Below are 12,561 nucleotides of genomic sequence, written 5' to 3' on the forward strand. Positions count from 1 at the left end.
TGGGCTGTTCAGCTCGCACCCCCACTCGGTCCGGGGCGGTCCTGGCGGACCGCGGACCCGCCGGCGTCGGCCCGGGGGTGGTCCCCGCCGCGGATCTGGTCGACGGCGTGGACCAACAGGGGCTCCAGGACGGCCAGTCCGTCCCTCACCCCGCCGGTGGACCCCGGCAGGTTGACGATCAGCGTCCCGTCGGCGACTCCGGCCAGTCCCCGGGAGAGCGCCGCCGTGGGCACCTTCTTACTTCCGAACGCCCTGATGGCCTCGGGAATGCCCGGCACCTCGTAGTCGATCACCGCGCGGGTCGCCTCGGGGGTGCGGTCGGTCGGGGATATGCCGGTGCCCCCGGTGGTCACGATCACGTCGTAGCCGGCGCTCGAGCCGGTCCGCAGGGCGTTCTCCACCGGGTCACCGTCCGGCACGACCCACGGGCCGTCGACCGCGAAACCGAGGCGGGTGAGCGCCTCGGCGATCAGGGGTCCGCCCTTGTCCTCGTAGACGCCCGCGGCCGCGCGGTTCGACGCGGTCACCACCAGGGCCGCGTAGGGCGCCAGGAGGGCACCGCCGATCGGCGGCTCGGCCCGTGCCGTCATGCCCGGCTCCAGTCGCCCGACTTCCCGCCCGTCTTCTCCTCCACGCGCACGTCGGTGATCACCGCCGCCTTGTCGACCGCCTTGACCATGTCGATCACGGTGAGCGCCGCGACACCGACCGCGGTGAGCGCCTCCATCTCGACACCCGTACGGTCGGTGGTCCTCACGGTGGCCGTGATCTCCACGGCGTCGTCCGCGACCGACAGATCCAGCTTCACACCCGACACCGCGAGCGGGTGGCACAGGGGGATGAGGTCGGGGGTGCGCTTGGCGCCCATGATGCCCGCGATGCGCGCGGTGGCCAGCGCGTCGCCCTTGGGGACGCCCTCGCCGCGCAGCAGCTCGATCACGCGCGGTGAGACCAGCACACGGCCGCTGGCGCGCGCGGTGCGCTCGGTGACGTCCTTGCCTGAGACGTCGACCATGCGGGCCGCCCCCGCGTCATCGATATGGGTCAGTCTGTCCTGCGAACTCATGTGCTGCGGCACTCCCGGTCCTGGCCCGGCACGCGGGCCTGCTGTGCGCGACACGGTACCGCCAAGTCGCCCCGGGCATCGGATCAAGGTCCACTGACCGGATACGGAGGCGTGGCCGGACCGCTCGGGCAGGCCAGTCCGACCGGACGAAGCCTCCGAACCCGGACACCCGGGGCGCCCGCCGTCAGCCGAGCAGGACCACCTCGACCTCCGTGCCCGGCTCGATGGATGTGTCGTCCTCGGGGACCACGATCAGGGCGTCCGCCTGGGCGAGGGCGGCGATCAGGTGGGAGCCCGCGCCGCCCACCGGGGACACCGTGCCGTCGGCATAGGTGCCGCGCAGGAACTGCCGGCGGCCCGCGGGCGACGTCAGCGCCTTGTCCGCCTTCAGGGCGGCTCTGGTCCGGGGGCGGTGCACGTCCGGCAGGCCCATCAGGGTGCGGATCGCCGGGCGTACGAACAGCTCGAAGGAGACGTACGACGACACCGGGTTGCCCGGCAGCGCGAGCAGCGGCGTGTGGTCGGGGCCGATGGAACCGAAGCCCTGGGGCTTGCCGGGTTGCATGGCGAGCTTGCGGAACTCGACGCCGCCGCCCGCCTCGTCCGCGTCGCCCACGGAGGACAGCGCCTCCTTGACGACGTCGTACGCGCCCACGCTCACCCCTCCGGTGGTGACCATGAGGTCGGCCCGGACGAGCTGGTCCTCGATGGTGGAGCGCAGCGTGTCCGCGTCGTCTGCGACCGCGCCGACCCGGTAGGCGATGGCGCCGGCGTCCCGGGCCGCGGCGGTGAGGGCGAAGCTGTTGGAGTCGTAGATCTGGCCGGCCGCCAGTTCCTCGCCGGGCTGGACGAGTTCGCTCCCGGTCGACAGGACGACCACGCGCGGGCGCGGGCGCACGCGTACCGTGCCGCGGCCGATCGCGGCGAGCAGCGCGATCTGCGGCGGCCCGAGGACGGTGCCGGCCGCCAGGGCGAAGTCACCGGCCCGGACGTCGCTGCCCTCGGCGCGCACGTGCGCGCGGGCCTCGGCCGGGCGGTGGACGCGCACCTGCCCTGCGGCTCCCTCGGGCGCGAGACTGCGGGCGCGCATCCCGGAGACGGGGCCGCCGCCCAGCCCGCCGTCGGTCCACTCCACGGGGACGACGGCCTCGGCGCCCGGCGGCAGCGGAGCGCCGGTCATGATGCGCGCGGCCTGGCCGGGCCCGACGTGCAGCAGGTCGGCCGCGCCCGCCGCGACGTCGCCGATCACCGTGAGGACGGCCGGGAACTCCTCGCTCGCGCCCGCGACGTCCGCGACCCGCACCGCGTACCCGTCCATGGAGCTGTTGTCGAACGGCGGCAGTGACAGGGGCACCGTGACGTCGTCGACCAGAACGCAGTCCTGCGCGTCGAGCAGGTTCAGCTCGATCGGCTCCAGGGGGCGGACGGTGGAGAGGATGTCCTCCAGGTGTTCGTCCACCGACCACAGGCGGTCCTGGCCGGTGGTGCGGGTCGCGGCGGCGCTCAAATCGCTACATCTCCTCGGCTACGAAGCTGCGAAGCCAGGTCCTGAAGCCAGGGCCCAGGTCCTCACGTTCGCATGCGAGTCTGACAATGGCACGCAGATAGTCGCCACGGTCGCCGGTGTCATAGCGGCGGCCCTTGAAGACCACGCCGTGCACCGGGCCGCCGACCTTCTCGTCCTCGGCGAGCTGCTGGAGGGCGTCGGTGAGCTGGATCTCGTTGCTGCGGCCCGGCTCCGTCTTGCGCAGGATCTCGAAGATGTGCGGGTCGAGGACGTAGCGGCCGATGACGGCGTAGTTCGACGGGGCGTCCGCCGGGTCCGGCTTCTCGACCAGGCCGGTCACCTGGACCACATCGCTGTCCTCGGTGGTCTCCACGGCCGCGCAGCCGTAGAGATGGATCTGCTCGGGCGCGACCTCCATGAGCGCGATGACACTGCCGCCGTACTCCTCCTGGACCTCGATCATGCGCTTGAGCAGCGGGTCGCGCGGGTCGATCAGGTCGTCGCCGAGGAGGACCGCGAACGGCTCCTGGCCGACGTGCGGGGCGGCGCACAGGACGGCGTGACCGAGGCCCCTGGGGTCGCCCTGGCGGACGTAGTGCATGGTGGCGAGGTCACTGGACTCCTGGACCTTGGCGAGCCGCTCGGCGTCGCCCTTCTTCTCCAGGGCCGACTCGAGCTCGTAGTTGCGGTCGAAGTGGTCCTCGAGGGGGCGCTTGTTGCGGCCGGTGACCATCAGTACGTCGTCGAGCCCCGCGGACACGGCTTCCTCGACCACGTACTGGATCGCGGGCTTGTCGACGACCGGCAGCATCTCCTTGGGCGTGGCCTTGGTGGCCGGCAGGAACCGGGTACCGAGGCCGGCAGCGGGAATGACAGCCTTGGTGATCCTGGGGTGCGACTGAGTCATGTCCGCAACGATATCCGGTGGGTATGTGCGGAAACTGTGGCTCCGGTTAATTCGCTCTCATATGAGCGCATTGTGAACGAGGAGGCCACTGACCTGTGGGTCCCATGGAACACCAGGCAGATCCTGGCAAGCGAATGTTGCGGGGAGGCTTCCTCGCGGTAAGGAGCGGATTGACCGCCGATGACGTGCGGGAAGCGGCGGTGGCGCTGGCCGAACGGGCCCTGGAGCTGCCCGAGCTGGCGCACGCCCGCACGGTGGCCGCGTACGTCTCCGTGGGGAGCGAACCGGGCACGCTCGCGCTTCTGGACGCGCTGCGCGCGCGGGGCGTGCGCGTACTGCTCCCGGTGCTCATGCCGGACAACGACCTCGACTGGGGGACGTACGCCGGACCGGAGTCCCTGGTGAGCGTGCGGCACGGCGGGCGGATGGCCCTCCTGGAACCCGCGGGCGAGCGCCTGGGCCCGGAGGCCGTCCGGGATGCCGACGCCGTACTGCTGCCCGGGCTGGCGGTCGACGCCCGCGGCATGCGCCTCGGGCGCGGCGGCGGCTCCTACGACCGGGTGCTGGCCCGCCTGGAGCGCGCGGGCGCCGACCCCGCCCTGGTGGTCCTCCTGTACGACCCGGAGGTCGTCGAGCGGGTCCCCGAGGAGGCGCACGACCGCCCGGTGCACGCCGTGGTGACCCCGTCGGGCGTACGCCGCTTCCACCGCCGGCCATGAGAGCCGCACACATGGAGAACGGCCCTTCACGCGCGCGTGGAGGGCCGTTCTCACGGTGCGGCGCCCGTCAGGGCTTGAGCACCAGCGTGTCGGTCGTGCTCTTGTCCACCGCGTCCTTCGAGAAGTTCCACGGCAGCAGCTCGCCGTTGACCCACTTCTCCGTCTGGTCGGTGTAGTGGGCGCTGTAGGCGTGGCCCGAGGCACCGCTGAGGTTGATCCACTTGGACTTGTCGAGGTCGGCCAGGTTGACGACCATCCGCATCGACGGCACCCACAGGGCGTTGTAGCCGCCCGCCGCGTTCCAGCCGGTGGCGTTCACGGTCGCCTCGCCGCCGTCCAGCTTCCAGGGCCCTCGGTTGAGCATGTACTGCAGTATGCGCGGGCCGTCGGTGCCCAGGGTCTGGTTCTTCAGGAACAGGCGGTGCAGCCGGCCCCAGCTCCAGGTGTCCATGTCCTTGCCGAGCTTGGCGACCAGCTCCCAGGTCGCGTCCTTCATGGCGCGCCCGAACAGCTCGTCACGCGTCGTCGCGGCCGGGTCGGTCCGCGTCGCGGGCGACTGCCACCAGTCGTTCTTCTCGTCGTCGACGATGTCGCGCACCACCTCGAACCAGCGGTCGCCGCCGTCCGGCTGCGCCTGGTCCGCTTCGCGCTGGCCGCACTCGCGCACCTTGCGGTCCTCGTCGGCCGGGCCGGTGGAGTCGGCGGGCTCCACCCACAGGCACTGGCCCTTGACCCGCAGCTCCTTGGGCAGCTTGTTGCCGAAGGCGAGCTTGACGATGTTGCGCCAGACGGCGTTGAAGTACGCGGCCGCCGCCGAGTCGGAGTCCTGGGTGTAGTCCCAGCCCTCCAGCAGCTTCTGGGCAGCGCGGACGTGCTTGTCCGAGACGTCGATCTTGAGCAGCTTGGGCACCAGCAACTTGGCGATCTCGCTGCTGTTGTCGAGCTGCATCTGCCGCATGTCGTCGGTCGAGATCTTGCCGCCGCCCTTGATCTTCGACTCGATCAGGTCGGTGATCCGCTGGCTGCGCGAGCCGTAGCCCCAGTCCGTGGTGAGCGTGTAGGGGTACTTGTCCTTGTCGATCACGGCCTGGTTGGCGGTGACGATGTAGCCGCGCTTGGGGTTGAACTCGTAGGGCAGCGCGGACTGCGGGATGTAGCCGGTCCAGTCGTACTTCGAGTCCCAGCCGGGCGCCGGGATCGAGCCGTCGTCGCCCTGCGCGCGCGTGGGGATCTTTCCGGGCAGCTGGTAGCCGATGTTGCCCTGGGTGTCGGCGTAGATCAGGTTCTGCGAGGGCACGTCGAAGGAGCGGGCCGCCCGGCGGAACTCGGACCAGTTCGACGCCTTGTCGATCTCGAAGATGGCGTCCATGGTGGTGCCCGGGTCCAGCGCGGTCCAGCGCAGGGCGACGCCGTAGCCGTCGGCGCGGTCGGGGGCCAGTGTGTCGACGGTGGCCTTCTTGCCGACGTTGACGAGTTCGTCGTCGCGGTCGGACAGCAGCGGGCCGTTCTTCGTCTCACGGACGACGATCTTCTTCGAGTCGCCGCCCGCCACCTTGATCGTCTCGGTGCGGGTGGTGAACGGCACGACCTTGCCGTCCCTCAGGTAGCCGTCGCCTGAGAGCTTCTCCAGATAGAGGTCGGTGACGTCGACGCCGGAGTTGGTCATGCCCCAGGCGATGTTCTGGTTGTGGCCGATTATCACGCCGGGCATCCCGGCGAAGGTGTAGCCGGTGACGTCGTAGCCGCACTTGCTGGAGACGGTCGTGCAGTGCAGGCCCATCTGGTACCAGACCGACGGCAGCGAGGCCGACAGGTGCGGGTCGTTGGCCAGCAGCGGCTTGCCGGTGATGGTGTGGCTGCCGTCGACGACCCAGGAGTTGGAGCCGATGCCGTGGCCGTTCACGCCTACGGCGGTCGGAACGTCGGCCAGGACGTTCGTGAGGCCCGCCAGTTGGCTGCGCAGGGACGAAGAGGCCGAGGAGGCCGAGGAGGCCGAGGAGGCCGAGGAGGTCGAGGTCGACGTGGAACTCGACGTTCCGGACGTCGACCGCGTACCCGTCGTGCCCGTCGCACCCTTCGAGCCCGCCGTACCCGTGGTACCCGTCGAGTCGCTCTGCTCGAACGCCTTCGTGAGGGCGTTGTACTCGCCCTCCTGGACGATCGGCTTGTTGCGGCTGTACGGGTACTCCGGGTACAGGTCGGCGATCTGCTTGGGGCCCAGGCGGCTGGTCATCAGGGAGCGGTCGATCTCGTCCTGCATGTTGCCGCGCAGGTCCCAGGCCATCGCCTTGAGCCAGGAGACCGAGTCGACCGGCGTCCACGGCTCGGGCGTGTAGTCGTTGGTCAGGCCCAGGGCCGCGTACTCGAGGGAGATCTCCTCGCCGTCCTTGCCCTTCAGGTAGGCGTTGACCCCCTTGGCGTACGCCTGGAGGTACTTCTTCGTGGAGGCCGACAGCTTGGTGTCGTACTCCTTCTGCGCCACCCGGTCCCAACCCAGGGTGCGCAGGAACTCGTCGTTCTTGACCTGGCTCTTGCCGAACATCTCGGACAGGCGTCCGGACGTCATGTGGCGGCGCACGTCCATCTCGTAGAACCGGTCCTGCGCCTGGGCGTACCCCTGCGCCATGAACAGGTCCTCGTCGGAGGACGCGTAGATCTGCGGGATCCCGTAGCCGTCGCGCTTGACGTCGACGGGACCCGACAGGCCCTCGAGCGTGATCGTCCCCTTGGTCTGCGGGAAGGAGGCGCGCACGGTGCTGACGGACCAGTAGCCGCCGTATCCAAAACCTCCCACAAGGGCCACAACCAGGACGATCACGAGCAGTCGGGCTCTGCGCCCCTTCTTCCTGCCGGGCTTGCCGGGCTTCTGGCCGGAAGAGGCGGTGGTGTTGGAGGGCATCGCTGTCCTTGCTGTCCTAACACGAGCGGCAGGGCGGGCTGTGCTTTCTACTGAGCGCTGGAGCAACCATAGGCGCAGGGCCCGGTCCGCCTTGACGCGGAGTCGGGAACCAGCCCGGACTGGAGTTCGATCACGCGGCCGGAAGCGTCAAGAAAGCGTCAAGAGTTAGGTAAGCTAATGAAGTAGTCGGAGTGAAGTCCGCCCCAGCACCGGGCTTCGCGTGCTCGGATCGTGGCGTCGCACCGCGGCCCACGGATTGGCGAGAAGGGAACGGCCGCTGACTGTCCACCACCTCAACCAGCTCCTGCTCCTCTGCTCGCTCGTCCTGCTCGTCGCGGTGGCAGCGGTCCGGATCTCGTCGCGCAGCGGCCTCCCCAGCCTGCTCGTCTACCTGGGCATCGGCATCGCCATGGGCCAGGACGGATTCGGCATCCACTTCAACAACGCCGAGCTGACCCAGGTCATGGGATACGCGGCACTGGTCGTGATCCTGGCCGAGGGCGGTCTCGGCACGAAGTGGAAGCAGATCAAGCCGGCCCTCCCGGCGGCCTCCGCGCTGGCACTCGTCGGCGTGGCGGTGAGCGTCGGCGTCACGGCCGTGGGCGCGCACTACCTGAGCGGACTGGGGTGGAGGCAGGCGCTCATCATCGGAGCGGTGGTGTCGTCGACCGACGCGGCGGCGGTCTTCTCGGTGCTGCGGAAAGTGCCCCTGCCCGCGCGCGTGACGGGCGTCCTGGAGGCCGAGTCCGGTTTCAACGACGCACCCGTCGTCATCCTCGTCGTCGCGTTCTCCACGTCCGGGCCGATCGAGCACTGGTACACGCTGCTCGGGAAGATACTCCTGGAGCTGGCCATCGGCGCCGCCATCGGCCTCGCGGTGGGCTGGCTCGGCTCCTGGGGTCTCAGGCACGTGGCGCTGCCCGCCTCCGGCCTCTACCCGATCGCGGTCATGGCCATCGCGGTCATGGCGTACGCCGGCGGCTCGCTGGCCCACGGCAGCGGCTTCCTCGCGGTGTACCTCGCCTCGATGATGCTCGGCAACGCCAAGCTGCCGCACTGGCCCGCGACCCGGGGCTTCGCCGAAGGGCTCGGCTGGATCGCCCAGATCGGCATGTTCGTCCTGCTCGGTCTGCTGGTGACCCCGCACGAACTGGCCGACGACGTACTGCCCGCCCTGGTCATCGGCATGGTGCTGACGATGGTGGCGCGTCCGCTGAGCGTCGTGATGAGCCTCGTGCCCTTCCGGCTCCCCTGGCAGGAGCAGACGCTGATGTCGTGGGCCGGGCTGCGCGGTGCGGTGCCCATCATCCTGGCGACGATCCCCATGGTGAACGGCGTCGCCGGCAGCCGCCGCATCTTCAACATCGTCTTCGTGCTCGTCGTCGTCTACACCCTCGTCCAGGGGCCGACCCTGCCCTGGCTGGCCCGCAAGCTGCACCTCGGCGAGGGTCCCGAAGCCGCGGACCTCGGCATCGAATCGGCGCCCCTGGAGCGGCTGCGCGGGCATCTGCTGTCCGTCACGATCCCCGAGGGCTCGCGGATGCACGGCGTCGAGATCAACGAGCTGCGGCTGCCGGCCGGAGCCGCGGTCACCCTCGTCGTCCGGGAAGGGAAATCGCTCGTTCCGCTGCCGACGACGGTGCTGCGGCGCGGGGACGAACTGCTCGTGGTCGCCACGGACCAGGTCCGCGACGCGGCGGAGAGGCGCCTGCGGGCGGTCGGCCAGGGCGGCAAGCTGGCGGGCTGGCTGGGGACCACCGGGAACGGCGCGCCGGGACGTTGAGGGCGCCCTTGGTGAACGGCGCGTTTCGTACCGTTCACATTGTCGGGAATCCCAGGCCGAGCGCCGGACCGTGCTCTGTTTCACAGGCGTCCTGTGCCATGCCCCTGTACAATCCAGGCGCACCCTGATCGAACCAACTCTGCCTGACGCAGAGCTGGCGCGACCGTATGGCGGCCGGGCGCCCTTCCTCCGTAGGGGCCGGTATCTACCGCAGTCCGCGCAAGAGGACAGCTCTCGGCGCGCACCCGCGCTACCAGGCAGCAGAAAGGCACGGGCCGTGGAGTCCACGGTCACCTCGAAGGCGTCCCGCCCGGGCTACGGGCAGCTGCTGCGCACCCGTGGCGCCTGGACGTTCCTGCTCCCCGGCTTCGCGGCGCGTCAGCCGTTCGCGATGCTCACCCTCTCCATCGTGCTGCTCGTCCGGCACACCACCGGCTCCTACGGTGCCGCGGGCGCCGTGGCGGCGGTCACCGGCGTGTCCATGGCCCTGTTCGCGCCGTACAGCGGCCGTCTCGCCGACCGCCACGGCCAGCGGGCGGTGCTGCTCCCCGGCGTCCTGGTGCACGCCTTGGCAGGCACCTCGCTGACCGCCCTCGCGCTGGCCCACGCCCCGCTGTGGGCCCTTTTCGCGGCGGCCGTCCCGACCGGCGCGTCGGTGCCGCAGATCGGCCCCATGGTCCGCGCCCGCTGGGGCGTGAAGCTGAAGGACTCGCCCCTGATGTCGACGGCGGCGGCCTTCGAGTCGGTCACCGACGAGCTGACCTTCGTGCTCGGCCCGCTCCTGGCGACCGCCCTGTCCACCGCCGTGGACCCGGCCGCCGGCCTGCTCATGGAGGCGGCGCTGACGCTGGTGGGCGGTGTGCTGTTCGCGGCGCAGAAGCGTACGCAGCCGGCCGTCGCCGCCGTCACGCACGCGCGCGTGGAGCACGCGTCCGCCCTGCGCGTCCCCGGGGTGCGGGTTCTGGTCGTCACCTTCCTGGGCATCGGTTGCGTCTTCGGCGGTATGCAGGTCTCGCTCTCCGCGTTCAGCCAGTCGATCGGCGAGCCCGGCCTGAACGGCGTCCTGTACGGCGTCTTCGCCGCAGGCAACATGCTCTCCGGCGTCGTGTGCGGCGCGATCGCCTGGAAGGCCGCCCCGCAGCGCCGCCTGGTCGTCGGCTACACGGCCCTCGCCCTGGCCGCCTCCGCTCTGTGGACCGCGCACTCGGTGGCCGTGCTGGCCGGACTCGGCCTCCTGGTGGGCATGTGCATCGCGCCGTCCCTGATCACCGGCTACACCCTGGTCGAGGGCCTGGTCCCGGCCGGCGCCCGCACCGAGGCCTTCACCTGGCTGACCGGCGCGGTCGCGCTCGGCCAGGCGGCGGCGGTCACGGTCGCCGGACAGCTGGAGGACCGGCTGTGGACCGGCGCCGGCTTCCTCGTCCCGATGGGCGGTACGGTGCTGGCGCTGCTGACCCTGCTGTCCCTGCGGTCGTGGCTGCTCACGCGAGCTCACGGCCGCACCGTGGCACGTGGCGTCGGTCACCGCGCACCGGTGACGGTGGACTGATCCCGCGGAATAGGTCACTATGGATCGTCGTTAGCACTCATTGAGTGAGAGTGCCAGGAGGAAGACAAGTGCCGACCTACCAGTACCAGTGCACCGAGTGCGGCGAGGGCCTCGAGGCGGTGCAGAAGTTCACCGAGGACGCCCTGACCGAGTGCCCCAACTGCGGTGGCCGCCTGAAGAAGGTGTTCTCCGCGGTCGGCATCGTCTTCAAGGGCTCCGGCTTCTACCGCAACGACAGCCGCGGCTCGTCGTCGAGCAGCAGCCCGGCGTCGAAGTCGTCGAGCTCGTCGTCGTCCGACTCCGGCTCGTCGTCCTCCACGTCGTCTTCGTCGTCTTCGTCGTCCTCGTCGTCGAGCACCAGCTCCTCCGCCGCATAGGTCCGTGCCGTGAGACCCCGCCGTCGTACGACGGCGGGGTCTCACGGGTATCCGGCCCGCCTGAGGCGGCGGCTGCGGAGTTCTCTCCCGCCGGCTCGCACCCCCGTGCGGGGCGGCTACTGTGCTCGCCATGACGAACGCGGACATCGGTGTCATCGGCGGCTCTGGCTTCTACTCCTTCCTCGACGAGGTGACCGAGGTCCAGGTCGACACCCCGTACGGGGCTCCCAGCGACTCTCTCTTCCTCGGCGAGATCGCCGGCCGGCGGGTCGCGTTCCTCCCCCGCCACGGCCGCGGCCACCATCTGCCGCCGCACCGGATCAACTACCGCGCCAACCTGTGGGCGCTCCGCTCCGTCGGGGTACGCCAGGTCCTCGGCCCGTGCGCGGTGGGCGGACTGCGCCCGGAGTACGGGCCGGGCACGCTGCTGGTTCCCGACCAGCTGGTGGACCGCACGAAGACCCGGGTGCAGACGTACTTCGACGGGCTGCCACTGCCGGACGGCACCGTGCCGAACGTGGTGCACGTGTCCCTGGCCGACCCCTACTGTCCGGTCGGGCGGGCGGTCGCGTTGAAGGCCGCCCGCGGGCGGGACTGGGAGCCCGTGGACGGCGGCACGCTGGTCGTGGTCGAGGGGCCGCGGTTCTCCACCCGCGCCGAATCGTTGTGGCACCGGGCGCAGGGCTGGTCCGTGGTGGGCATGACCGGCCATCCCGAGGCCGCGCTGGCTCGTGAACTGGAGCTGTGCTACACGTCGTTGACCCTGGTCACGGATCTGGACGCGGGGGCGGAGACCGGTGAGGGCGTCTCCCACGACGAGGTGCTCAAGGTGTTCGCGGCGAATGTGGACCGGTTGCGGGGCGTGCTGTTCGACGCGGTGGCCGCGCTGCCGGCCACCGAGGAGCGGGACTGCCTGTGCGTGAACGCGCTCGGCGGGATGGACCCGGGATTCGAGCTGCCGTGATGGGGGCCGCCGCGACGGTGACGGGGCGACTGTGGGAGGGCGGCCGTGGGCGGCCGTGGGGCCGTAGTGGGTCCGGCCGTGCGGAACGTCCCGTTCGGGTGAGCGAGTTGTCCACAACCGCGGAGTAGCCCACAGACGTCCGCGGCCTCCACCGCGAAGCGTCATCGTGGATCGCGACCCGATCACTCACGACGCAGGTGGTGACCACCATGCCCCGCATCTCCCCCTCCACCCCTCAGCCCTACGCAGCCGTCTCTACGACCGCGTACCCGCCCGCCGGCCTCTCCCCGCGTCCCGACACGCCTCCCACCTGTGCCGTGCCTCACTTCGCCCCGGTACGGGTACGAGGAGGGCGGCAGCGGTTGCGGCGGGTGCTGCGGTACCGGAGGCGGGCCGTGGCCGCGGGACTGGCCGTCACCGCTGCCGCGCTCGTGGCGGCGGGGCCGGGCGGCTCCGCGGGCGCACGCGGACACCCGGGCACCGGGGCCCGCCCGACCGCGGCGGCCGTACGTGAGCCGCGCCCGGTGGAAACGGTGACGGCGCCCGTGCGGATCGCGGACGCGGCGACCGTGCGGCTGTTGCGGCCCGGCGACCGCGTCGACGTGATCGCGGCCGACGGCAGCGGCCAGGCCAGGGTCGTCGCGGCCGGGGCCCGGGTCACGCGGGTGCCCGATGTCGATCCGACGGAGAACGGCGCGCTGCTGGTGCTGTCGGTGCCGCGCCCCACGGCCGCACGCCTCGCCGGCGTCGGCGCCACCTCACGGCTGGCGGTGACGCTGTGCTGAGTCCG

At 71.0% G+C, this 12,561-nt stretch carries 11 protein-coding genes; 6 read left to right on the forward strand and 5 right to left on the reverse strand.

The features are described from left to right. Nucleotides 1-8 precede the first annotated feature (8 nt). The 4 genes from ACZ7L1_RS11010 to galU form a co-directional block, all read right to left on the reverse strand. Nucleotides 9-590 (reverse strand): MogA/MoaB family molybdenum cofactor biosynthesis protein, encoded by a 582-nt coding sequence (locus ACZ7L1_RS11010; RefSeq protein ID WP_471436080.1) that lies wholly within the window; start codon nucleotides 588-590, stop codon nucleotides 9-11. After that, complete coding sequence (gene moaC, locus ACZ7L1_RS11015; RefSeq protein ID WP_471436081.1) at nucleotides 587-1,066, reverse strand: cyclic pyranopterin monophosphate synthase MoaC; 480 nt, start codon at nucleotides 1,064-1,066, stop codon at nucleotides 587-589. The genes ACZ7L1_RS11010 and moaC overlap by 4 nt, the downstream gene beginning before the upstream one ends. 184 nt (nucleotides 1,067-1,250) lie before the next feature. Then, on the reverse strand, nucleotides 1,251-2,573 hold the full coding sequence (glp, locus tag ACZ7L1_RS11020; protein WP_471436082.1) for a molybdotransferase-like divisome protein Glp: 1,323 nt from the start codon (nucleotides 2,571-2,573) through the stop codon (nucleotides 1,251-1,253). 4 nt (nucleotides 2,574-2,577) lie between these two features. Continuing rightward, nucleotides 2,578-3,480, reverse strand: a complete 903-nt coding sequence (gene galU, locus ACZ7L1_RS11025) for a UTP--glucose-1-phosphate uridylyltransferase GalU (RefSeq protein WP_471436085.1) — start codon at nucleotides 3,478-3,480, stop codon at nucleotides 2,578-2,580. Nucleotides 3,481-3,614: 134 nt separating this feature from the next. On the opposite strand from galU, the gene ACZ7L1_RS11030 reads away from it, so the two are divergent. Continuing rightward, nucleotides 3,615-4,199 (forward strand): 5-formyltetrahydrofolate cyclo-ligase, encoded by a 585-nt coding sequence (locus ACZ7L1_RS11030; RefSeq protein ID WP_471436087.1) that lies wholly within the window; start codon nucleotides 3,615-3,617, stop codon nucleotides 4,197-4,199. A gap of 67 nt (nucleotides 4,200-4,266) precedes the next feature. Here the strand turns inward: ACZ7L1_RS11030 and ACZ7L1_RS11035 are convergent, their stop codons facing one another. Continuing rightward, nucleotides 4,267-7,098 (reverse strand): penicillin acylase family protein, encoded by a 2,832-nt coding sequence (locus ACZ7L1_RS11035; RefSeq protein WP_471436088.1) that lies wholly within the window; start codon nucleotides 7,096-7,098, stop codon nucleotides 4,267-4,269. A 256-nt stretch (nucleotides 7,099-7,354) separates the two neighbouring features. Between ACZ7L1_RS11035 and ACZ7L1_RS11040 the strand changes: the two genes are divergently transcribed. From ACZ7L1_RS11040 to ACZ7L1_RS11060, 5 genes are all read left to right on the forward strand, one after another. Further along, nucleotides 7,355-8,881 (forward strand): potassium/proton antiporter, encoded by a 1,527-nt coding sequence (locus tag ACZ7L1_RS11040; protein WP_471436090.1) that lies wholly within the window; start codon nucleotides 7,355-7,357, stop codon nucleotides 8,879-8,881. Between the two features lie 277 nt (nucleotides 8,882-9,158). Further along, on the forward strand, nucleotides 9,159-10,430 hold the full coding sequence (locus tag ACZ7L1_RS11045; protein ID WP_471436091.1) for an MFS transporter: 1,272 nt from the start codon (nucleotides 9,159-9,161) through the stop codon (nucleotides 10,428-10,430). 68 nt (nucleotides 10,431-10,498) lie between these two features. After that, complete coding sequence (locus tag ACZ7L1_RS11050) at nucleotides 10,499-10,807, forward strand: FmdB family zinc ribbon protein (RefSeq protein ID WP_471436092.1); 309 nt, start codon at nucleotides 10,499-10,501, stop codon at nucleotides 10,805-10,807. 130 nt (nucleotides 10,808-10,937) lie between these two features. Next, entirely contained in the window at nucleotides 10,938-11,771 is an 834-nt protein-coding gene (locus tag ACZ7L1_RS11055) for an S-methyl-5'-thioadenosine phosphorylase (protein ID WP_471436093.1), read from the forward strand. A 209-nt stretch (nucleotides 11,772-11,980) separates the two neighbouring features. Continuing rightward, the gene (locus ACZ7L1_RS11060) at nucleotides 11,981-12,556 is read left to right on the forward strand and encodes a hypothetical protein (RefSeq protein ID WP_471436399.1); all 576 of its coding nucleotides are present in this window, start codon (nucleotides 11,981-11,983) and stop codon (nucleotides 12,554-12,556) included. Nucleotides 12,557-12,561: the final 5 nt, after the last annotated feature.

The organism is Streptomyces sp. NPDC107546 (assembly GCF_055639175.1).